This window comes from Roseateles cavernae (genome assembly GCF_040187885.1).
In the GTDB taxonomy this organism is placed as follows: Bacteria; Pseudomonadota; Gammaproteobacteria; order Burkholderiales; family Burkholderiaceae_C; genus Roseateles_E; species Roseateles_E cavernae.
In genome coordinates this window covers 139,868-161,091 of sequence record NZ_JBDPLH010000008.1, presented here as the reverse complement: position 1 = coordinate 161,091, position 21,224 = coordinate 139,868, and the positions used below count along the sequence as shown (strand labels likewise).

Annotated in this window: 26 protein-coding genes; 10 read left to right on the top strand and 16 right to left on the bottom strand. The window is 67.9% G+C overall.

Annotated elements, in window-relative coordinates; genetic code table 11:
* Positions 1-6 precede the first annotated feature (6 nt).
* A complete protein-coding gene (locus ABGI63_RS19595) occupies positions 7-594 on the bottom strand; it encodes a hypothetical protein (RefSeq protein ID WP_349744096.1) in 588 nt (195 codons plus the stop codon).
* 119 nt (positions 595-713) lie between these two features.
* Here ABGI63_RS19595 and ABGI63_RS19590 point away from each other — a divergent pair, with 119 nt between their 5' ends.
* The 5 genes from ABGI63_RS19590 to ABGI63_RS19570 are packed head-to-tail and all read left to right on the top strand — an operon-like array spanning position 714 to position 4,259.
* On the top strand, positions 714-1,802 hold the full coding sequence (locus ABGI63_RS19590) for a hypothetical protein (protein WP_349744095.1): 1,089 nt from the start codon (positions 714-716) through the stop codon (positions 1,800-1,802).
* Positions 1,803-1,841: 39 nt separating this feature from the next.
* Entirely contained in the window at positions 1,842-2,318 is a 477-nt protein-coding gene (locus ABGI63_RS19585) for a protein-tyrosine phosphatase family protein (RefSeq protein WP_349744094.1), read from the top strand.
* Positions 2,318-2,917, top strand: a complete 600-nt coding sequence (locus ABGI63_RS19580; protein ID WP_349744093.1) for an RluA family pseudouridine synthase — start codon at positions 2,318-2,320, stop codon at positions 2,915-2,917. The genes ABGI63_RS19585 and ABGI63_RS19580 overlap by 1 nt, the downstream gene beginning before the upstream one ends.
* Positions 2,918-2,922: 5 nt before the next feature.
* Positions 2,923-3,525, top strand: a complete 603-nt coding sequence (locus ABGI63_RS19575) for a DUF938 domain-containing protein (protein ID WP_349744092.1) — start codon at positions 2,923-2,925, stop codon at positions 3,523-3,525.
* Positions 3,522-4,259, top strand: coding sequence for an SDR family NAD(P)-dependent oxidoreductase (locus ABGI63_RS19570; RefSeq protein ID WP_349744091.1), 738 nt, complete (start codon positions 3,522-3,524; stop codon positions 4,257-4,259). Before ABGI63_RS19575 ends, ABGI63_RS19570 begins: the two co-directional genes overlap by 4 nt.
* An 11-nt stretch (positions 4,260-4,270) precedes the next feature.
* On the opposite strand, the gene ABGI63_RS19565 is transcribed toward ABGI63_RS19570, so the two are convergent.
* Positions 4,271-5,959, bottom strand: coding sequence for a methyl-accepting chemotaxis protein (locus tag ABGI63_RS19565; protein ID WP_349744089.1), 1,689 nt, complete (start codon positions 5,957-5,959; stop codon positions 4,271-4,273).
* Between the two features lie 174 nt (positions 5,960-6,133).
* Here ABGI63_RS19565 and ABGI63_RS19560 point away from each other — a divergent pair, with 174 nt between their 5' ends.
* Entirely contained in the window at positions 6,134-7,033 is a 900-nt protein-coding gene (locus ABGI63_RS19560; RefSeq protein WP_349744088.1) for a Tim44 domain-containing protein, read from the top strand.
* A gap of 108 nt (positions 7,034-7,141) precedes the next feature.
* Here ABGI63_RS19560 and ABGI63_RS19555 read toward each other — a convergent pair whose 3' ends face one another.
* From ABGI63_RS19555 to rpsP, 6 genes are all read right to left on the bottom strand, one after another.
* Entirely contained in the window at positions 7,142-8,131 is a 990-nt protein-coding gene (locus tag ABGI63_RS19555) for a CobD/CbiB family protein (RefSeq protein WP_262968070.1), read from the bottom strand.
* A gap of 42 nt (positions 8,132-8,173) precedes the next feature.
* The gene (locus tag ABGI63_RS19550; protein WP_349744087.1) at positions 8,174-8,869 is read right to left on the bottom strand and encodes a CoA pyrophosphatase; all 696 of its coding nucleotides are present in this window, start codon (positions 8,867-8,869) and stop codon (positions 8,174-8,176) included.
* A 65-nt stretch (positions 8,870-8,934) separates the two neighbouring features.
* Complete coding sequence (gene rplS / locus ABGI63_RS19545) at positions 8,935-9,288, bottom strand: 50S ribosomal protein L19 (RefSeq protein WP_089417256.1); 354 nt, start codon at positions 9,286-9,288, stop codon at positions 8,935-8,937.
* A 166-nt stretch (positions 9,289-9,454) separates the two neighbouring features.
* Entirely contained in the window at positions 9,455-10,240 is a 786-nt protein-coding gene (gene trmD, locus ABGI63_RS19540) for a tRNA (guanosine(37)-N1)-methyltransferase TrmD (RefSeq protein ID WP_349744086.1), read from the bottom strand.
* Between the two features lie 27 nt (positions 10,241-10,267).
* A complete protein-coding gene (gene rimM, locus ABGI63_RS19535) occupies positions 10,268-10,888 on the bottom strand; it encodes a ribosome maturation factor RimM (RefSeq protein WP_349744085.1) in 621 nt (206 codons plus the stop codon).
* Between the two features lie 17 nt (positions 10,889-10,905).
* Positions 10,906-11,172: a 30S ribosomal protein S16 gene (rpsP, locus tag ABGI63_RS19530; RefSeq protein WP_137942383.1), complete on the bottom strand. Its 267-nt coding sequence runs from the start codon at positions 11,170-11,172 to the stop codon at positions 10,906-10,908.
* Between the two features lie 233 nt (positions 11,173-11,405).
* On the opposite strand from rpsP, the gene ABGI63_RS19525 reads away from it, so the two are divergent.
* From ABGI63_RS19525 to ABGI63_RS19510, 4 genes are read left to right on the top strand one after another with little or no spacing between them, the layout of a single operon-like run.
* Positions 11,406-11,963, top strand: coding sequence for a GNAT family N-acetyltransferase (locus ABGI63_RS19525; RefSeq protein WP_349744083.1), 558 nt, complete (start codon positions 11,406-11,408; stop codon positions 11,961-11,963).
* Complete coding sequence (locus ABGI63_RS19520; RefSeq protein WP_349744082.1) at positions 11,960-12,403, top strand: NINE protein; 444 nt, start codon at positions 11,960-11,962, stop codon at positions 12,401-12,403. Before ABGI63_RS19525 ends, ABGI63_RS19520 begins: the two co-directional genes overlap by 4 nt.
* Positions 12,390-12,962, top strand: a complete 573-nt coding sequence (locus ABGI63_RS19515; RefSeq protein WP_349744081.1) for a DUF4166 domain-containing protein — start codon at positions 12,390-12,392, stop codon at positions 12,960-12,962. Before ABGI63_RS19520 ends, ABGI63_RS19515 begins: the two co-directional genes overlap by 14 nt.
* Positions 12,959-13,348, top strand: coding sequence for a thiol-disulfide oxidoreductase DCC family protein (locus ABGI63_RS19510; RefSeq protein WP_349744080.1), 390 nt, complete (start codon positions 12,959-12,961; stop codon positions 13,346-13,348). Before ABGI63_RS19515 ends, ABGI63_RS19510 begins: the two co-directional genes overlap by 4 nt.
* Positions 13,349-13,383: 35 nt before the next feature.
* Here ABGI63_RS19510 and ABGI63_RS19505 read toward each other — a convergent pair whose 3' ends face one another.
* From ABGI63_RS19505 to murJ, 8 genes are all read right to left on the bottom strand, one after another.
* Positions 13,384-14,394: an inorganic phosphate transporter gene (locus tag ABGI63_RS19505; protein ID WP_262968063.1), complete on the bottom strand. Its 1,011-nt coding sequence runs from the start codon at positions 14,392-14,394 to the stop codon at positions 13,384-13,386.
* Between the two features lie 15 nt (positions 14,395-14,409).
* Positions 14,410-15,057, bottom strand: a complete 648-nt coding sequence (locus ABGI63_RS19500; RefSeq protein WP_137942379.1) for a DUF47 domain-containing protein — start codon at positions 15,055-15,057, stop codon at positions 14,410-14,412.
* Between the two features lie 133 nt (positions 15,058-15,190).
* On the bottom strand, positions 15,191-15,691 hold the full coding sequence (folK, locus tag ABGI63_RS19495; protein ID WP_432767444.1) for a 2-amino-4-hydroxy-6-hydroxymethyldihydropteridine diphosphokinase: 501 nt from the start codon (positions 15,689-15,691) through the stop codon (positions 15,191-15,193).
* Complete coding sequence (gene pcnB / locus ABGI63_RS19490; RefSeq protein WP_349744078.1) at positions 15,691-17,253, bottom strand: polynucleotide adenylyltransferase PcnB; 1,563 nt, start codon at positions 17,251-17,253, stop codon at positions 15,691-15,693. The genes folK and pcnB overlap by 1 nt, the downstream gene beginning before the upstream one ends.
* Entirely contained in the window at positions 17,250-17,918 is a 669-nt protein-coding gene (locus tag ABGI63_RS19485; RefSeq protein ID WP_137942376.1) for a histidinol-phosphatase, read from the bottom strand. Before ABGI63_RS19485 ends, pcnB begins: the two co-directional genes overlap by 4 nt.
* A complete protein-coding gene (gene hda, locus ABGI63_RS19480) occupies positions 17,915-18,595 on the bottom strand; it encodes a DnaA regulatory inactivator Hda (RefSeq protein ID WP_137942375.1) in 681 nt (226 codons plus the stop codon). The genes ABGI63_RS19485 and hda overlap by 4 nt, the downstream gene beginning before the upstream one ends.
* Positions 18,596-18,674: 79 nt before the next feature.
* Entirely contained in the window at positions 18,675-19,529 is an 855-nt protein-coding gene (locus ABGI63_RS19475; RefSeq protein ID WP_349744077.1) for a SirB1 family protein, read from the bottom strand.
* Between the two features lie 10 nt (positions 19,530-19,539).
* Complete coding sequence (murJ, locus tag ABGI63_RS19470) at positions 19,540-21,102, bottom strand: murein biosynthesis integral membrane protein MurJ (protein ID WP_349744076.1); 1,563 nt, start codon at positions 21,100-21,102, stop codon at positions 19,540-19,542.
* Positions 21,103-21,224: the final 122 nt, after the last annotated feature.

The following is a 21,224-nucleotide window of genomic DNA, read 5'->3' as shown; positions in this document are numbered from 1 at the left end:
CGCAGCCTATTTCTTGGCCGGCGTCTCGGCCTTCTTCTCGAAGGGCAGCAAGTCGCTGGGCAAGACCTTCAGCAGGGCCAGGCAGGCCCCCTTGGACTCGGTGAACTTGTTCAGCTCGCCCATCTCGCAGCGGTCGCCGCCATGCACCTGCAGCTTGGCGATCTCGCCGCAGCCGATGCCGGCGAACTGCAGCGCGCGTCTATGCTCGTCGCCCGGCCGCACCGGACCAAAGCCGGTCAGCTGGGTCATATAGGCCACGTCGTTGGTGCGCAGCACGGTGAAGTCGGGCACCACGCTGCGAATCTCGTAGTCCAGCTTGTTGCTCAAGGCCAGCTCGAAGCGGCAACCGCCGGGCGCCTCGATGCGCCGCTCCAAGCGCAGCTCGGCCTGCAGCAGCGGCTTGGCCGGCGCCGCCGGCGCAGCGGGTGCTGCGGGCGCGGCCGCATCGGCATAGCGCCAGCTGCCGTCATCCTTGAGCAGGATGCGCCGCCCCTGCTCGTCCTTCAGTTCGAAGTCGGCCAGCGCGCCGGCCGCCAGCGCGGCCAGCCCGGCGGCGACCAGCGCCGCGCGCAGGCCTTTTACTGTCTCGATCATGCGGAGTTCCGTCCCGGTTGTTGTCAGTGGCTAGCATAGTAGCGGGGCCGCCGCGGATGCTCGAAAGCCCACCCCGGATGCGGCGCCGGCTTGGCATAAAGTCCCAGCAAGCCCTTCCGATGCCGACCATGCCCGACGCGCCCTCCCGCCCCGCATCGCCCTCGCCCGCCCCCGCCGAGCAGACCCTGCAGCTGCTGGAGCAGGCCGATGCCGCGCTGGCCCGGCAGCAATGGTCGGTGGCACTGGCGCTGGCCACGCAGGCCCTGAGCCCCGCGCTGCCCGATGCGCAGCGCGCCCAGGCCTTGCTGATGCAGGCACGCGCCCATTGGCAGATGGGCGCGCTCTGGCAGGTCTATCTGCCGGCACTGGAAGTGGGTCGGCTCGGGCGGCTTTGCGGCAACGCCCGGACCGAGGTCGACGGTCTGAGCCTGGCCGCGTTTGCGCTGGCCGAGCTGGGGCTGGCCGACGAGGCCAGGCCGATCAGCCTGGAGGCCCTGGCCGCCGCCGGCGACTCGGCCGAGCTGCTGCCGCGCACGCTCAGCTGCGCCGCCCATGTGCACGCCCGGCTCGGCGACGTCAGCCATGCCGAGCTGATGCATATGCGGGCCATCTCGCTGGCCCGCGAGTCGCACGACAGCAATCTGCTGGCCCTGGCCTTCATCAACCTGCTGCTGTCGCTGAGCCTGGCCTACGAGGAGTTGCTGCATGGCCCCGGGGAGGCGGCCGCGCAGATCGCGCTGGTCCATGCGCCGCGTTTCCTGGCCCAGGCCAGCGGCCTGCTGGCCGACGAACGCCTGCCGCTCACCGCGCGGGCGAGCCTGCAGCTCGCCGCCGCGCATCTGGCCCTGCTGTGCGGCCGCCTGGACCAGGCCGAACCCTGGCTGACGGCCGCCCATCGCCAGTACAGCGAGCAAGGCACCGGCTACAACCGCCTGGCCGCCGAGCAAAGCCTGGCGGAACTGGCGCTGCGCCGGGGTCGGCCGGCCGAGGGCCTGGCCTGGCTGGACGGGCTGCTGGCACCCGCGCCCGGCCATGGCAGCTTCAATATGCGGCTGCCGGCCTTGCGCACCGCACTGGCCTGTCATCGCGCCCTCGGCCAGGCCGAGGCCGAGCGTGCGGTGGCGGTAGAACTGGATGAATTGCTGCGCGCCCGCCAGGCCATGCGCGAGCAGGCGCTGGGCGTGCTGCACCGGCCCGAGCTGCCCTGATCGCGGCGCGACGCGGCGCCGTGGTGGAGAATGCCGGCCATGGCTTTCCGACCCCTCCCCCTCCCCGCCGGCGTGGCCGGTCAGCTCTGGCTGCAATCGATGCCCGGCCGCCTGGAGTCTTTCGGCAGCTTTCTCGACGAGGCGCGCGCCCGCAGCCTCAGCCTGGTGGTCTGCCTCAATCCGCTCGAAGAGGTGGCCCAGCTCTCGCCGGCCTATCACAAGGCGATTGCCGAGGGCCGGCTGCCGTTTCGCTGGCAGCATCTGCCGATGCGCGATTTCGGCCTGGGCGCCGACCCGAGCGCTTTCGCCAAGGGCGTGGAGCTGCTGCAGCACAGTCTGGTGCTTGGTGACCGCGCGCTGCTGCACTGCGCGGCCGGCATCGGCCGCACCGGCACGGTGGCGGCCTGCGTGCTGAAGGCGTTGGGCCTGACTGCCGAGCAGGCACTGGCGGCGGTGCGCGCGGCCGGCTCCAACCCGCAGTCGGCCTTGCAATCGGGCTGGATCGAGCAGTTCTGATGCAGGTGCTGCATGCCGACGCGGGCCTGATCGTCGTCAACAAGCCCGCCGGCCTGCTGTCGGTGCCCGGCCGCGGCGCGGACAAGCAGGACTGCGCGGTCCACCGGCTGCAGCGGAGCTTCCCTGACGCGCTGACCGTGCACCGGCTCGATATGGCGACCTCGGGCCTGCTGCTGTTCGCGCGCGGTGCCGCGATGCAGCGCGCGTTGAGCCTGGACTTCGCCGAGCGTCGCGTCGCCAAGCGCTATATCGCGCTGCTGCAGGGCCGGCTCGACACCGGCGGCGCCTGGGCCGAGATCGACCTGCCGCTGAGCGCCGACTGGCCGAACCGGCCACGCCAGCAGGTCGATGCCATCGGCGGCAAGCCCTCACTGACGCGCTACCGCAGCCTTGCGCACGAAGGCGAGCAGACGCGGGTCGAGCTCGAGCCCATCACCGGCCGCTCGCACCAGTTGCGCGTGCACATGCTGGCGCTGGGCCATGCCATCGTCGGCGACGCGCTCTACGGCGGCCCGGCCGCTCCCAGGCTCTTTCTTCATGCCTGCCATCTGGCGCTGCCCGCGCGCGCGCTCAGCCTCGATTGCCCACCGGAATTCTGAAAACCATGAGCGCCCTGCATTCCCCCGCCGCCGGCCGCAACAAGCAGCCCATCCTCGACGCCCTGCTGACCCTGCTGCCACCCAGCGGCACCGCGCTGGAGATCGCCAGCGGCAGCGGCCAGCATCTGGCCCATTTCGCCGCCGCGCTGCCCGGCTGGGACTGGCAGGGCTCGGACCCCGACGCGCAGGCACTGGCATCGATCGCCGCCTGGCGGCCCGAAGGCCGCGCACCGCTGCGCCTGGATGTGAACCAGCAAGCCTGGCCGCTGCCGCCCAGCCACCAGGCGCTGGACCTGATCTATTGCGCCAATATGCTGCACATCTCGCCCTGGGCCAGCTGCGCGGCCCTGATGCAGGGCGCCGCCCGCCATCTGCGCCCGGACGGTCTGCTGCTGATCTACGGCCCCTTCGTGGTGCCCGGTCTTGCCACCGCGGCCAGCAATCTCGCCTTCGATGCCGATCTGCGCGCGCGCGATCCGGCCTGGGGCCTGCGCAATCTCGAGGCCGTGCAGCAGCAGGCCGACGAAGCCGGGCTGGGCTTGCGGGAGTACCGCTCGCTGCCGGCCAACAATCTGCTTTTGATCTTCAACCGTAACCCTCAGCCATGAAGCTCTACATCATCACCGGCGCCTCGCGCGGCATGGGCGAGGCCATCGCCCGCCAGTTGCTCTCGCCCGAGCATCTTGTCATCGGCATCTCGCGGCGCCGCAGCGCCAGCCTGGCCGCCGGACCCGGCCTGGAGCAATGGGAGCAGGACCTGGCCGAGCCGCTGGACGCAGCCGAGCGCCTGCAAGCCTGGCTGGCGGTGCAAGACCCGGCCCGCTTCAGCCACGCCGCCCTGATCAACAACGCCGGCGTGATCACGCCGCCCGGGCCGATCGATGCGGTGCCGCTGGCCGAGCTGTCGGGCGCGCTGCGCGTCGGGCTGGAGGCCACGCTGCTGCTGTCCAGCGCCTTTTTGCGCGCCACGCGCGACTGGACGGCCGACAAGCGGCTGCTGAACATCTCCTCCGGCCTGGGCCGGCGGGCGATGGCCGGCAGCGCGCCCTACTGTGCGGCCAAGGCCGGCATGGACAACCTGTCGCGTGCGATCGCGCTGGACGAGGACGGGCGCGAGCACGGGGCCCGCGTTGTGTCGCTGGCGCCGGGCATCATCGACACCGAGATGCAGGGCCAGCTGCGCGCCGGCGACCCGGCCGCCTTCCCCGACCAGCCGCGCTTTGCCGCCTTCAAGACCGAGGGCCAGCTCGACAGCCCCGAGGCCGCCGCCGCCAAGGTGCTGCGCTATCTGGCGCGCGCCGATTTCGGCAACACGGTGCTGGCCGATGTGCGGGATGCCTGAACAGGGCCGGTTCAGGTCTTGAATACCGCGACCGCCTGACCCAGGCTCTCGGCCTGCAGCCGCAGGCTCTCGGCGGCGGCCGCCGATTCCTCGACCAGGGCGGCGTTCTGCTGGGTCACCTGGTCCATCTGCATCACCGCATCGCTAACCTGGTCGATGCCCTGGCTCTGCTCCTTGCTGGCCATGCTGATCTCGGAGATCAGCGTCGTGACGCTCTGCACCTGGGCCAGCAGATCGGTCATCGTGCGGCCGGCGTCCTGCACCTGGGCCGAGCCGGCCTCGACGCGCGCGGCGCTGGCCGAGATCAGCTGCTTGATCTCCTTGGCCGCGTCGGCCGAGCGGCCCGCCAGCGTGNTCAGCGTCGTGACGCTCTGCACCTGGGCCAGCAGATCGGTCATCGTGCGGCCGGCGTCCTGCACCTGGGCCGAGCCGGCCTCGACGCGCGCGGCGCTGGCCGAGATCAGCTGCTTGATCTCCTTGGCCGCGTCGGCCGAGCGGCCCGCCAGCGTGCGCACCTCGCCGGCCACGACCGCGAAGCCGCGGCCCTGCTCGCCGGCCCGGGCCGCCTCGACGGCCGCATTCAGCGCCAGGATATTGGTCTGGAAGGCGATGCCGTCGATCACGCCGATGATGTCGCCGATCTTGCGCGACTGCTCGCTGATGCCCTCCATGGTCTGCACCACGCCCTGCACCGCCGCGCCGCCGCGCTGGGCCACGGCCGAGGCGCTGTCGGCCAGCCGGCTGGCTTCGGCGGCGGTGCTGGAGTTCTGCTTGACGGTCGAGGTCAGCTGCTCCATCGACGCCGCCGTCTCCTCCAGGCTGCTGGCCTGCTCTTCGGTGCGCTGGCTCAGGTCCATGCTGCCGCGGGCGATTTCCGACGAGCCGCTGGTGATCGATACGGCGCAGTCGCGCACCTGGCACACCATGGCCAGCAGGCTGCCGTTCATGGTTTTCAGCGCCGCCATCAGCTGGGCGGTCTCGTCCTTGCCCTCGACCTCGATCTGGGTGCGCAGATCGCCGCCGGCCACCGCGGTGGCCACCTGCACTGCGGCCGACAAGGGCCGGGTGATCGAGCGCACGATCAGCCAGGCGCCCCAGGCAGCGGCGCTCAGCACCAGCGCAAAGATCAGCAGGCTGCGCCAGATCATGGTGCTGAAGGCCTGCTGGCTGGCCTCGTATTCGGACTCGGCCACCTTGAGCTGCAGCTCGGTCAGCGCCAGCAGGATCTCGGCCACCGGGTCGATGGCCGGATACATCTGCTCGGCGGCATAAGCCGCGATGCCGGGCTTGTCGCCCGCCCGTGCCAGGGCCAGCAGACGCTGGCCGGCCACATCGGCCAGCTTCATGCTGGCCTCGGCCTTGCGCACCAGCGCAGCCTCCTCCGCCGTCAGTCGGGTCTCGGTGTAGGCCTTCCAGTTCTTGATGATGATCTGGTGGTTGTCCTCGATGGTCTTGACGGTGGCCGGCGGCGTCAGCCCACCATCGCGCATCTTGTGGGCGGCGTCCACATAGCCCACCGCATAGGCATCGGCCACCAGCTTCAGTTGCTTGAGCGGTACCACCCGGTCATGGTAGGTGGCGCCAAGCCTTTGGTTGGCCTCATGCAGGCGCAGCAGGCTGTTGCCCACCGAGGCCGCCAGTAACAAGAGCATCAGGGCCACCAGGGCGGCGAGCCGGGCGCGTATGCTGATCGCATTCATGGCATGGTCCTTCTGGACCGGGCACGTGTACGTTGATCTTGCTGTCGCGCCCAGCGGCCATCCCTGCCATGATTATCGGCCGTTGCAAGGCATACTGGACCCCTGCTTCCGGGGGCGGGCTTGAAACCGCCGGCCAAGCCCCCAGCTACGAACCGTTTCTACAGGAGATATTGCGTGAAATCACTTGCCTTGTGCACCGTCATTGCTGCACTGAGCCTCAGCCTGGTGGCCGCCGACGTGCAGGCCAAGCGCCTGGGTGGTGGCGGCATGAAGCGCAGCGTGCCGACGCAGCCGGCCAAGCCCGCGACACCGCCTCAGAACGCCCCGGCCCAGCAGCAGAATGCAGCACCCCAGCAGGCCGCAGCCCCGACAGCGGGTGCGACCGCCGGCGCCGCTGCCGCCGCACCCAAGCGTTCGTGGATGGGTCCGGTGGCCGGCCTGGCCGCCGGCCTGGGTCTGGCCGCGCTGGCCAGCCATTTCGGCTTCGGCGAGGCCCTGGCCAATATCATGACCATGGTGCTGCTGGGCCTGGTGGTGATGGTGGTGATCGGCTTCGTGATGCGCCGCATGGCCGCCAAGAAGGCTGCATCGCAAGGCCTGCAATTCGCGGGCGCCGGCGCCCCCTTCGGCCAAGCCCAGGCGCCGGTGATGCCGGCGCCGATGGCGATGCCTGCCGGCGGTTCGGCACCGGTCGCCGCTGTGCCGACTTCGGATTTCGACACCAACGGCTTCGAGCAGATCGCCAAGCGCGTCTTCATCCGCATGCAGGCGGCCAATGACGCCGGCGACCAGAACGATCTGCGCCGCTTCACGACGCCCGAGATGTATGCCTCGATCCAGCAGGAGCTGCTGGAGCGCAAGGGCACGCAGCGCACCGATGTGCTGGAGCTGCAGGCCCAGGTGGTGGAGCGGGTCGAGGAGCGCGGCGAGCAGATCGTCAGTGTGCGTTTCTCGGGCCTGATCCGCGAGCAGAGCGAGGCCGCTGCCCAGCCCTTCGATGAGGTCTGGCATCTGGTGCGCCCGCTGGACGAGAGCCGCGAATGGGCGATCGCGGGCATTCAAGCGATGGCCTGATACAGACCCGCACCGACCCTAAGCAATTCGGGCGCCGCCTCGAGACCCTGGCCGATGATGGCCTCGGGACGAGGCGGTTTTCTTTTGCCGCCTCTTCTGATCGACCGATCAGCCGACCAGATTGGCCAGCGTCAGCAGGGCCAGCAGCAGCATCCACAGCACGACCGAGCGCCACACCAGGCCGACCACGCTTTGCAGATGGCCCAGCTGCGGCAGCTGGCCCGGCGTCGAGCCATCGGCGCGGGTCGCCTCGGCATCGCTGCCGGCCTCGAAGGTTTTGCTGCGGTCGGGCGTGATGCCCGGCGCGGCCGAGCCGCCCAGCTGCACGCCCAGAGCGCCGGCGGCCGAGGCCAGGATGATGCCCTCGTTGGGATGCAGCCAGAGCTTGGCATCGCGACGCCAGCCGTTCACCGCTTCCTCGAAATTGCCGACGATGGCAAAGCCGGTGGCCGTCAGGCGCGCCGGCAGATAGTCGACCCAGCCGAACAGCTGGCGCGACAGCTGCATCAGGCGCTCATTGGTCGGCGCATCCAGGGTACGGCTCTTGAAGGCCCAGTAGCGGCTGGCGAACTCGGCCATCCGATAGAGCACCGCACCGGCCGGGCCCAGCGCCACCGTCGACAGCACGACAAACCAGAAGAACACGCCGAACACATGGCGATGTGCGGCCAGCAGCGAGTGCTCGATCGCATGGCGCAGCAGCTCGGTGCGCGGCAGCTCGCTGGCGTCCAGATGGCGCCACTCGGCCAGCAGCCGGCGCGCCTCCAGCTCGTCGCCGCGCTCCAGTGCGTCGCGGATGTCGGTGAAGTAGTGGCTGAACTGGCGAAAGCCCAGGGTCAGGTAGAGCATCAGCACGTTGAAGGCCAGCGCCAGCAGCACGCTGAAGCGGCTCAGCGCGATATAGATCAGCGCGGTGAGCACGGCCGGGCCGAGCACGGTGATGGCCCAGACCACGCCGGCGTGGTGTTCGCGTCCCGCGTCGAAGTTGCGACCGGTCCAGCGGACCCAGGCAATGATGGTGTGATGGACCCGGTTGCCATGGGGCAAGGGCTTGAGCTGTTCGCAGATCAGCGCGAACAAGACCGCAAAGAAGTTCATGGCCCGGGATGATAGCGGCGGATGGTGCGACTCAAGCCCGGATCAGGCGATCAGCAGGCGATAGAGATTGCGCAGCATCGCCGCTGTGGCGCCCCAGATGAAATAGTCGTGCGTCTGGCCTGTGCTGTCGGGGCCGCGCCAGGGCATGGACAGGAACTGGCGCTGCCCGCCCTCGAAGCTGAAGAGATGGCGCTGATGATGGGCCGGCGTCATCAGAAACTGCAGCGGCACCTCGAAGGCCTCGGCCACCTCGAACTCGTCGAGCGTGAGTTCGAAGCCGGGCCGCACCAGCGCAACCACCGGCGTGACCTGGAAGGCCGTCACCGTCGTGTAGATCGGCAGCTCGCCGATGATCTCGATGTGCTCGCGCACCAGGCCGATCTCCTCCTCGGTCTCGCGCAAGGCGGTGGCCACCGCGCTGCCATCCTCGGGCTCGACGCGTCCGCCGGGAAAGCTGATCTGACCGGCGTGCTCGCGCAGATGGGCGGTGCGGCGGGTCAGCAGCAGCGTCAGCCCCTGCTCGTGCATCACCAGCGGCAGCAGCACCGCCGCCGAGGCCGGCGTGCGCGACGCAAAAATGCCGCCATCGCCGGGCAGCTCGGCTTGCCAGGTCGGCGGCATCGCAAAGCGATGGCGCAGCGCTTGCGGGGTCAGCACCGAAGCATCGACCGCCGGCAGATGGGCGTCGACACCCGTCACGGGTACCAACTGGGGATTCAGGATGGGCGGGCGGGACATCGTCAAAGCATAGAGCGCAAACGACAAAGCCGCCCGGAGGCGGCTTTGCTGCAGGAGCCCGGCAATTAAGCCAGCTTCTCCTTGATACGAGCCGACTTGCCCGAGCGCTGGCGCAGGTAGTACAGCTTGGCGCGGCGCACATCGCCACGACGCTTGACTTCGATCGACGCGATCAGCGGGCTGTACAGCTGGAAGGTACGCTCAACGCCCTCGCCGCTGGAGATCTTGCGCACGATGAAGCTGCTGTTCAGGCCGCGGTTGCGCTTGGCAATCACGACACCTTCGTAAGCCTGCACGCGCTTGCGCGTGCCTTCAACGACGTTCACGCTGACGATCACCGTGTCGCCGGGGGCGAACGCGGGGATGGTCTTGTTCAGACGAGCAATTTCTTCTTGCTCAAGGGTTTGGATCAAGTCCATTGATTTCTCCTGTGATCATGATGGCGCCAAGGTCGTCAGATCACCGACATGGTGTCTGCGCCGCGCAAGCCGCCCATTGGCGTCAACCTTGCGGTATCAGCTTTGGCTCGCGAATCGGCCCGTCAGAGGATCGAAAAGCCTACGAGTATAACCGTTTTCGGAAGTTTCACCGAGGCTTCGACAACAGATCGCTGAGGAACACCTCATCGCTGCGGCTCAAACGCCCTTCCCGACGGGCCGTCTCGATCAGCTCCGGGCGGCGCATTTGGGTGATTTCGAGCTGGCGCTCGCGCCGCCAGCGCTTGATCTGCGCATGGTGACCCGACATCAGCACCGCCGGCACCGGCAGATCCTCGACCTGCCCCTCGAGCCCGCGCAGGACCTCGGGCCGGCTGTAGTGGGGGCAGTCCAGCAGGCCGTCGGAAAAACTGTCCTGCTGGTGCGAGGCCGCGTCATTGAGCACCCCGTCCTGCAACCGGGCAATGCCGTCCAGCAAGGCCAGCGCGGGCAACTCACCGCCGGACAACACGAAGTCACCCAGGCTCAGCTCCAGCGTCACATGCCGATCCAGGAAGCGCTGGTCGATGCCCTCATAGCGGCCGCACAGCAGCACACCGCCCTGGCCTTGCGCCAGTTCCTGCATCAGAGCCTGATCGATACGTCGACCGGTCGGACTGAAATGGATGACGGCGGGCGCCGCCGCCTCACCCTGGGCAAGCCGTTGCGCCTTGGCCGCCGCCAGCGCCCGCTCCAGCGGCTCGACCAGCATCACCATGCCCGGACCGCCACCATAAGGGCGGTCATCGACGCGGCGGTAGTTGTCGTCGGCAAAGTCGCGCAGCTGCCAGAGCCGGACATCGACCTGCCCGCTCTCGAAGGCGCGGCGCGTCACGCCGCTGCTCAGATGCGGCCCGAACAGCTCGGGAAACAGGGTGATCAGGTCAAAGCGCATCGCGCGCCGCCGCAGGGCTTGCGGGGCTCAGTAATCCAGGCCCCAGTCGACCGTGATACGGCGCTGGTCCAGATTCACGTCATCGACAAAGGCCGAGACAAAAGGCACCAGGCGCTCCTGGTCGGGCTTGATCGGCGGGGTCAGGCCGGGCGGCGTGATGCGCAGCACGCTGTGCGGGCCGGCGTCGATCAGATCAGCCACCACACCCAGGGTCTCGCCAGCGCGATTGACGACCGTCAGGCCGATCAGATCGACCCAGTAGTACTCGTCGGTATCAACCTTCGGAAAGGTCGAGCGCGAGACAAAGATGCGCGCACCGCGCAGCGCCTCGGCGCCACTGCGATCGCTGACATCCTGGACATTGGCGACGATGCCGTCGCCATGCTCGCGCACGGACAGCACCTTCAACACCGGCGGCAGGGCACGGGCTTTGGCGGCCACCGCCGCAGCCGGCTTGTTGTTCTCTTCGCTTGGTTTCAGAAACCAGCGCCGAGAGGAAAACAGGGCCTGGGGGTCATTGGAATAGGCCAGGACCTTGATCCAGCCCTTGACACCCCAGGCGTCGAGCACGCGCCCGATCTCGATGGCATCATCCGGCCAGGCCAGCTCGCTGGAGCCGGCTGCGGATGCGCGAGAGGTCTCGGACACCATGCTCATTCACTCACTCAGGCCGCGACGGCAGCCGGGGTGGCCTTCTTGGCCTGGTCGACCAGACGGGCGACGGTGGGCGACAGCTGGGCGCCGACACCGACCCAGTAGTTGACACGGTCCACGGCCACGCGCAGCGGCTCGGCAGCACCGGAGGCGACGGGGTTGTAGAAACCCACGCGCTCGATGAAGCGGCCGTCACGGCGCTGTTGGCTGTTAGCCACGACGATGTTGTAGAAAGGGCGCTTCTTGGAGCCGCCGCGAGCCAGACGAATCACAACCATGATGTTTCCTAAGATTTAGTGACCAACCGCACGAGGAGACACTCAGGGCGAGCAGATCGTTTGACGGCCCATGCCCCGGAATACCCGGGACCACAGTCCGCCGCATTGACTTCGACACCAGCGCCGTAGATACGCCGACCACATCAAGGCGCCCCCTGAGAGAACACCATCGCTGCAACCGACCGTCGCCAGAACCCAGCATTATAAACTCTGGTTTCCAACAAATAGCCCATATGCAATCAGAAAACTCCCAAGCGGCCGCCGGCTTGCTGATACGCCCCAGCACCGAGGCCGATCTGCCGGCCATTCGCGAGATCTATGAAGTGGCGGTGCTGCAAGGCACCGGCACCTTCGAAACCGAGGTGCCCGATCTGGCCGAGATGCGGCGCCGCCGCACCGAGGTGCTCAGCCGCAGCCTGCCCTGGCTGGTCGCCGAGCAGGACGGCCTGGTGCTTGGCTATGCCTATGCCAACTATTTCCGCCCGCGCATGGCCTACCGCTTCTGCCTGGAGGACTCGATCTATCTGCGCCCGGGCCATCAGGGCAAAGGCCTGGGCCGCCTGCTGCTGGCCGAACTGATCGCGCGCTGCGAGGCCGCCGGTGCACGCCAGATGCTGGCCGTCATCGGCGACTCGGAGAACAAGGGCTCGATCGGTGTGCACAGCGCACTGGGCTTCGAGCACAGCGGCGTGCTGAAAAGTGCGGGCTGGAAGTTCGGCCGCTGGCTGGACGTGGTGATGATGCAGCGCCAGCTCGGCCAGGGCGACCAGAGCAGCCCGGAGCCTCAGTGACGCCCTACAAGTCCAAGACCCTGGCCACCTGGCTGGCCCTGCTGCTGGGCAGCTTCGGCCTGCATCGCATCTATCTGCATGGTTTCGGCGATCGCCTGGCCTGGCTGCACCCGGCGCCAACGCTGCTGGGGCTCTACGGCCTGCAGCGCATGGATCAGCTCGGCCAGGACGACCGCCTGAGCTGGCTGCTGATGCCCTTGCTGGGCCTGATGCTGGTCAACGCGATGATCTGCGGCATCGTCTACGGCCTGACCCCCGACGAAAAGTGGGACGCCCAGCACAACCCCGGTGCCGCGCCACGCGCCACCGGCTGGGGCCCGGTGATCGGCGTCGTGGCCTGCGTGCTGCTGGGCGGCACCAGCCTGATGACGACCATCGCCTTCAGCGCACAACGGTATTTCGAGAGCCAGGTCGAGACCACGGGCGATGCGGCTCGCTGAACCCATCCGTGTCGCGGCATGCGGCACCCAGGACTCGCTCTACCAGCGTGCGATGGGGTCGGATTTCGAGCGCTTGGCCCCTGCGCTGCAACGTTTCCACAGCTTGAGCGGCGATTGCCGCTTGCAAGGCATGGTGCAGACCGAAGCTCCGCAAGGCTGGATCGCACGGATATTGGCCCGCACCTTGGGCACACCGCTGCAAACCAGCCAGGGGCCAATCCGTTTTGAACTGCGCGCTGCGCCGCACGAGGAGTGCTGGGTACGCCATTTCCCGCAGCAGAGCATGAGATCGGTGCTGCGTCTTGAGCAGGGGCGCCTGATCGAGCGACTTGGGCTCGCGCGCCTGGATTTCGAGCTGACCGAGCGCAAGGGCGAGCTGAGGATGGCGTTGTGCGGCCTGCGCTTTCTCGGCCTGCCCTGCCCCGGCTGGCTGTGCCCCGAGGTACTCGCTGAGGAGCGCGGTGACGGCGATCGCCTGCATTTTCATGTCCGCGCCCGCTTGCCCGGGCTTGGTCAGGTGGTCGCCTACCAGGGTCATCTGGAGCTACCCAAGCCATGATCATCGTCTTCGATGCTCAATGCCTGCTCTGCAATGGCTGGGTGCGGTTTCTGCTGAGGCACGACAGGCAGCAGCACTTCCGCTTCGCCTCGATGCAAGGTCGCTGCGGCCAAGCCCTGCTGAACGCAGCCGGCCTTCCGACCGAGGGTCTGCAAACCCTGTTGCTGGTCGACGGCGAGCGCAGCTGGCAACATACGGCCGCGATCCTGCGCGTGCTGCATCGCTTGGGCTGGCCCTGGCGTCTGGCCTGGCTGGCCTGGCCCGTTCCTGCTCCGCTACGTGACAGCGCCTATCGCTGGGTTGCGCGTCATCGCTACCGCCTGTTCGGCCGCAGTGAGGCTTGCTTGCTGCCGGCCGAGCGCTGGCGCCATCGCTTCCTGGACTGACCATGAACAAAGGGCCCGCAGGCCCTTTGTTCAAATCAGAACAAGGTGAAGCTCAACCAGTAGCAGATGCCGGCCACAAAGGCCGAGGCCGGTATCGTGAAGATCCAGGCCCAGACGATATTGCCGGCCACACCCCAGCGCACCGCCGACATGCGCTGCACCGAGCCCACGCCGACGATGGCGCCGGTGATGGTGTGGGTGGTCGAGACGGGGATGCCCAGTGCCGTTGCCAGGAACAGGGTCAGCGCGCCGCCGGTCTCAGCGCAGAAGCCACCCACCGGCTTGAGCTTGGTGATCTTCTGACCCATGGTCTTGACGATGCGCCAGCCGCCGAACATGGTGCCCACACCGATGGCGATGTAGCAGATCCACACCACCCAGCCCGGCGGCGAGGTTTCCGTGGCGGCCAGATAGCCCGAGGCCACGAGCAGCATCCAGATCAGGCCGATGGTCTTCTGCGCATCGTTGCCGCCGTGGCCCAGGCTGTAGAGCCCTGCGGACACCAGCTGCAGGCGGCGAAACCATTTGTCCACCCGCAGCGGCGAGGCACGCTTGAACAGATGCGCCACCACCACCATCATCAGCGAGCCGAGCAAAAAGCCCAGCAGCGGCGACACAAAGATGAAGAGCACCGTCTTGCCCACGCCGGTGGCGATCAAGGCCCCGGTGCCGGCCTTGGCAATCACCGCACCGACGATGCCACCGATCAGCGCATGCGACGAGCTCGACGGGATGCCGTAGTACCAGGTGACCACGTTCCACACGATGGCGCCGATCAGCGCACCGAAGACCACATGGTGGTCCACGATACCCGGCTCGACGATGCCCTTGCCCACGGTCTTGGCGACCGCGTAGTGGAAGACGAAGACGGCGACGAAGTTGAAGAAGGCCGCGAACAAGACCGCATGCTGGGGCTTGAGCACGCCGGTGGACACCACCGTGGCGATCGAGTTGGCCGCATCGTGAAAGCCATTCATGAAGTCGAACGCCACGGCCAGGATGACCAGCATGGCGACGACCCAAAAGGCGACCTGCATTGATTCCATGACAGGCTCGCGCGCTCAGGAATTCTCGAGGACGATGCCCTCGATCAGGTTGGCGACATCCTCGCAGCGGTCGGAGATCGACTCGAGCTGCTCATAGATGGCCTTCAGCTTGATCAGCTCGCGCACATCTTCCTGCTCGCGGAACAGCTTGGACATGGCCGAGCGCATCACGCGGTCGGCGTCCGACTCCAGCTTGTCGATCTCCTCGCAGGTCTTGATCGCCGCCTCGGCCGTCTGTGGCTGGCTCAGCTTGGGCAGCAGCGACACGGCGTACTGCACGCGCTCGCAGCACTTGGCACTCAGCTCGCCCAAGCGCAACACTTCTTCGGGGATCGAGCGCACGTCATACAGCGACATGGTTTCGGTCGAGTCCTGCAGCAGGTCCAGGATATCGTCCATCGCATTGATCAGGCCGTGGATCTGCTCGCGATCGATCGGCGTGATGAAGGTGCGGTGCAGCAGGCGGTTGACCTCGGCGGTGACGCGGTCGGCATGGTGCTCGGCCTTGTCGACCTCGGCGGCGTATTTCTCGCGCAGATTCAGGTCGTTGTAGTTCTGGATCATCAGCATGAAGGCGCGCGCACCCTCGACGATCTGATCCCCGTGTTCATTGAACAGCTCAAAAAAATTGCCCTCGCGGGGCAGCAGCTTGCCAAACAGCATGAGTTCTCCTTGCGCCGCCGCCCTGCGCATGAGCACATGGACAACGCAATGTCACAAAAAATTCATCGCCGCGTCACAAGCGGCAAAGGCAGGAGTGTAACGGCGAGCAGCGCACAAACCGGCGCCGGCCGGTTCAACGACCCGGCAGGCGCTCGATGCGCTGGTCGGAAACGGCGGCCACGCAGGGCCGCAAGGCACCGAGGCCCGGCGCCGACAAGTCAGGGGCGAGCTCCAGCAGCGGCAGCAGCACGAAGGCACGCTGGTGCAGCCGCGGATGGGGCACGCACAAATGCTCGCTGCGAATCTGCCGATCGGCGTAGAGCAGCAGGTCCAGGTCCAGGGTGCGCGAGGCATTGACGAAGGGCCGCTCGCGACCATGGGCCAGCTCGATGGCCTGCAGGCAGCGCAGCAGTTCCTCGGGCGGCAGCGCCGTATCGAGCCTGGCCGCAGCGTTCAGATAGTCCGGACCGCTGGCGTCCACCGGCGCACTCCGATACCGGCTGGAGACCGCCAGCAACTCGGTGTCTGGCAAGGCCGCCAAGGCGTCCAGGGCCTGGTCCAGGGTCTGGGCGGTGTCGCCCAGATTGGCACCCAGGCCTATATAGGCAGACACCCTGCCCGCCCCGGCCAGCATCATTCGGCGGCGGCCGCCTTGGCAGCCGGCTTGCGGCGCCGACGGCGCTTCTTGGCCGGCCCGCCGTCCAGCGAGACCGGTTCGCTGCCATCGGCCGGCAGGGTCGCCGGCTTGGGCGACGCGGTCTTGCGCGGCAGCTGGTGCACCTTGGCGCCGCCACGGCGCTGCTTGTCGGCCTCACGCGCCTCGTCCAGCAAGGCGGCGCGCTCATCGTCGCTGCCCAGCGCAAAGTCTTCCCACCAGTCGGCCAGGGCCGCATCGGTCTCGCCAGCATCGGCGCGCAGGCGCAGGAAGTCGAAACCGGCGCGGTAGCGCGGCTGTTCAACCAGGGTGTAGACCCCGCTGCCGCTGCGGCGCTCGAAGCGCGGCTGCATCATCCAGATCTCGCGCATATCGGTGGCCAGCTTGCCGCGGCCCGAGATATCGCCGATGCGGGCATCGAACACCGCATCGATGGCCTGGGCCAGCGCCGGCACGGTCGCCTCGCCCTCCTCGCGGATGCGGGTCCAGCGCTCCAGCACCTCGTGCCACAGCATGCAGGCCAGCATGAAGCTGGGCGACACGCCACGGCCCTCGCGCACGCGCAGGTCGGTGTCCTCGAAGGCCTGACGCACAAAAGTGCCGCGCACGCCCTCGAACAGCTCGCCCTGCTCGTTGAGCATCGCGTCCAGGATAGGGAAGACGCCGCGCGCCAGCCCCTGCTTGCGCAGCTGCTCCAGGCTGGCCAGCGAATGGCCGGTCTGCAGGAGCTTGATCATCTCGTCGAACAGGCGCGAGGCCGGCACATTGGCCAGCAGCTGGGCGCAGGCCTTGACCGGGGCGCGGGTCTTGGGCTCCAGCTCGAAACCCAGCTTGGCCGCGAAACGCACCGCACGGATGATGCGCACCGGGTCTTCGCGGTAACGCGTATCGGGATCGCCGATCATGCGCAGCACGCGCTTCTTCGCATCGGCCAGGCCGCCGTGGTAGTCGACCACCAGCTGGCGTTGCGGGTCGTAATAGAGCGCGTTGACGGTGAAATCGCGCCGCGCGGCATCCTCGACCTGCGGACCCCAGACGTTGTCGCGCAAGACACGCCCCTCGGCGTCCACCACATGGGACTTGCCGGCCAGCTCGCTCTTGGAGGTCTTCTCGTTGCCGCTGACCTGCTCGGCACTCTCATTGGCCAACAGGGCGCGGAAGGTCGAGACCTCGATCACCTCATGCTCGCGGCCGCGGCCGTAGACCACGTGGACGATGCGAAAGCGCCGGCCGATGATGAAGGCGCGCCGAAACAGGCCCTTGACCTCCTCGGGCGTGGCATTGGTCGCGACGTCGAAATCCTTGGGCCGCATGCCCAGCAGCAGATCGCGCACCGCGCCGCCGACGATATAGGCCTCGAACCCGGCATCGGTGAGGGTCTGCACGACGCGCACCGCGCGCTCGTCCAGCAGGCTCGGATCGATGCCGTGATCGGCCACCTGCACCTCGACCCGTTTGCCCAGCACCGAGCCCGGCGCGCTCTTGGCCGGCGCTTTGGCCGAAGGCTTGCCCAGCAGCTTGTCGATGAATTTCTTGATCATGCGAAGAGTTTCAAAAGAGGCCAGCCGCGCTGGCCGGCAATCGCTTCCAGCGCCGGGGTCGGATTGGTCGCCACCGGGTGGCTGACGCGCTCCAGCAAAGGCAGGTCGTTGACCGAATCGCTGTAGAAGTGGATCTGCTCGAAATCCTGCCATTGTCGCCCCAAGCCGGCCAGCCACTGCTCGACCCGTGTGATCTTGCCGGCCTGGAAGGACGGCACGCCCCGCACCAGGCCGCTGAAGCGCCCGTCGTCCTCGCGCTGCAGGTCGACCGCGATCAGGTGTTCGACGCCAAAGGCCTGGGCAATCGGTGCGGTGACGAACTCGTTGGTGGCGGTGACGATGGCCACCAGATCGCCGGCCTCCTGATGCCGGCGCACCAGCGCCCGCGCCTGCGGCAACAGCTGCGGCGCCATCACCTCGGCCATGAAGCGCTCGCGCGCGGCCAGGGCCTCGGCCAGGGGCCGCGCCCGCCACACCGAGGTCGAGAACTCGATGTACTCGTCCAGGTCCAGCCGGCCGGCCTGGTACTGGGCGTAGAACTCGTCATTGCGGGCCCGCCAGGCCTCGCCGTCGGCCCAGCCGATGTCGACCATGAAGCCGCCGAAGGCGTGGTCGGAGTCGTTCGGAATCAGGGTTCCGTCCAGATCGAAGAGTGTCAGATTCATGATTGGGAAGAGGGGGCTTGATCGGCCAGCATCTGGCGCAGCAGCGGCACGGTGACCGCGCGCTTGGCCGACAGGGCAAATTCATCGAGACGGTCCAGCAGGCCCATCAGGTGCTTGAGGTCGCGGGCGAAGCGGGTCAGCAGATAGTCCATCACCTCGTCCGACAGGAAGATGCCGCGCCGGTCGGCTTCGCGGCGCAGCGCAGCCCTCACCTCCAGCTCGGACAGCGGCTGCAGCGCAAACGTCGGGCCCCAGCCGAGCCGGGTACGCAAATCCTCGCGCAAGGCCAGATCCACCGGCGGCGCGGTGCCGGTGGCCACCACCGCCAGGCCATGGGTGGCCGCCTCGACGAAGAGCTGGAAGGCGGCGTGCTGCTGGCCGGCATCGAAGTGCTGGCAGTCATCCATCAGCAGGAGGCTGGGCTGGCTGGGCAACTCCCAGGGCAGCGCGGTGTCGGCGTCGTACCAGCCCACCTGGGCGCCGGCCGCCTGCCAGCGCTGGGCCAGCGCGCGCAGCGCATGGGTCTTGCCGCTGCCCGGGCCGCCCCACAGGAACACCGGCGGCGCGCCCGCGCCCAGGCTCAGCAAATGAGTCAGCGCGGCGGCATTGCCACCCGGCAGGAAATTGTCAAAGCTGTAAACCGGCTCCGGGCCCAGCGACAGCGGAATCTGCTTCAAAACCAAACCAACACCCTCTCAACCGGTGTAACACCACGCGCCCGGGATTTCAAATTGGCCGCGATTCTACGGGCCGCCATCAGTGCAGCGGTGGCTCGCCCCTGGCACGCAAGGCCTGCAGGCGCTGGCGCTGCTCGGCCCGGTCGGCCGCATCCGGACGCAGGCTCAGGTAGCGCTCCAGATCGGCCGCCGCGCCGCTCCAGTGCTGCAGCGCCTCCTGCACCAGGGCCCGGTCACGCAACTCCTGCGGCTCCTCGGGCAGGAGCAGCACCAGGCGCTGCTGCACCGCCAGCAGGCGCGGCCAGTCGGCCGCGCTGCGGTGGATCTCCTTCAGATTGCGCAACATACGCGCCAGCAACTGGCGCGAGCTGAGCGCCTGCAGAAAGAACTCCAGCGGCGGTTCGGCCGCGCCGCCGCGGTAAGGCAGCAGGGCTTCCTCCAGCGCCTCGCGCGACAGCGAGCGGCAGGTGAACGGGTCCAGCACCACCTCGCCCTGCGGCAGGTGCAGGCCGACCAGAAAGTGGCCGGGAAAGCCGATGCCGTTGGCGCGCAGCCCGATCTGGCCGGCCAGCTCCATATAGATGACGGCCAGTGCAATCGGTATGCCGCGCCGGGTCGCGAGCACCTGATGGATGAAGCTGTTGTCCGGGGCGTAGTAGTCGTTGACATTGCCGGCAAAGCCCAGCTCGTCATGGAAATAGCGGTTCAAAAGCAACAGCCGGTGGCTGGGCGCGGCATCGTCCGGCAGCCGCCGGCGCAAGCGCTCGGCCAGGGCATCGACCTCGGCCAGCACGGCCTGCACGTCCAGGCTCGGGTAGTCGTCCTGGGCAATGCAGGCGGCCGTCTCCAGCAGATTCAGCGCCCCAGCGTCGGCCACCAAGGTGGCGAAATGCTCCAGGGCCGAGGGGGCTTGCCAATATCGGGACAGCGTCATGAATCCGAGTTTATGCACGCCGGGCAAACTGACGCAGATTCAGCCCGCACAGGGCCAGCACCCCGAAGTACAGCAGGGCCGATACCGCCAGACTCGCCGCCATCAGCAAGGCACGCAGCAATTCACGCTCGCCCAGCGCGATCCAGTCCAGCCGGGTGGCGATCAGATATTGCAAGCCGCCCATCAGCGCACTGGCCAGCAGCACTCGCAGGCCAAAACCCAGCCAGCCGGGTGATGGCGCGTAGCTGCCCAGTTTCACCAGACCGCGCAGCAGCCAGCCGGCATTGACCAGCGCACCTAGGCCGATAGACAGGGCCAGTCCGGCCACGCCCAGCAGCGGCACCAGCGCGGCATTCATCAGCTGGGTCAGCACCAGCACGATCACCGCGATGCGCACCGGCGTTCGCATGTCCTGCTTGGCATAGAAGCCGGGCGCCAGCACCTTGATCGCGACCAGGCCCATCAGGCCGGCGCCATAGCCCATCACCGCCGTGCTGGTCTGGTCCACATCGAGCGCGGTGAAGGCGCCGCGGTGATAAAGCACTGCCACCATGGGCTCGGCAAACACCAGCAAGGCCACCGCACATGGCAGGGCCAGCAGCACCACCATGCGCAACCCCCAGTCCAGCATCGCCGAATAGGCTGCCGCTTCGCCACGCCCCTGGGCCGCCGACAGCTGCGGCGTCAGCACCGCACCCAGCGCCACGCCCAGCAAGGCGGTGGGAAATTCCATCAACCGGTCGGCATAGGTCAGCCAGGACGCCGCGCCGGCGCCGACAAAGATGGCGATCTGCAGATTGATGACCAGCGACAGCTGGGCCACGCCGACACCCAGCAAGGCCGGCCCCATCGCGCCCAGCACGCCCTTGACGCCAGGATGGCGCCAGGCCGTCCGCAGGCGCGACGGCGACCAGCCCAGGCGCGGCAACGCGCCGATGCGGCGCAGCGCCGGAATCTGCACCAGCAGCTGCAGCACGCCACCGATCATCACGCCGATCGCCAGCGCATAGATGGGCCGCCAGCCCCAGGCCTCCATCTTGGGCAGCAGCAGCCAGGCGCAGGCGATCACCGACAGGTTCAGCAGTACCGGCGTGGCCGCCGGCACGACGAAGCGCCGCCAGGTATTCAGAATGCCGGCCGACAGCGCGACCAGGGACATGCAGCCGATATAGGGAAACATCCAGCGCGTCATCACGATGGCGGCCTCGCGCCCATCGGCAGGCAATCCGGCCCCGAGCAGCCAGACCAGCAGCGGCGCGCCGACGACACCCAGCACGCAAACCACGATCAGCGCCCAGAGCAGCACCGTGGCCACGGCATCGATCAGGCTGTGCGTGGCCTCATCCCCGTCGGCCGCGCGGGTGCGCGCCAGGATGGGCACGAAAGCCTGGGAAAATGCCCCCTCGGCAAACAGCCGCCGCAGCATGTTCGGAATCCGGAAAGCGACCTGAAAGGCATCGGTCAGGCTGGAGGCGCCAAACAGCGCGGCCACCAACTGCTCGCGCACCAGGCCCGTGATGCGCGACAGCAGGGTCAGAACGGAGATCGTGGAGGCAGCGCGCAGCAGATTCATGAAGGGGCACAGAGCGTGTGGAGGGGCCGAAGCCGGCGCATTATCCGCGCTGCGCTGCAGCACCCGCCTCGATATCGGCACAGAGTCTTTGCCATAGCTTTCACAAAAGTGCTACACTCGCG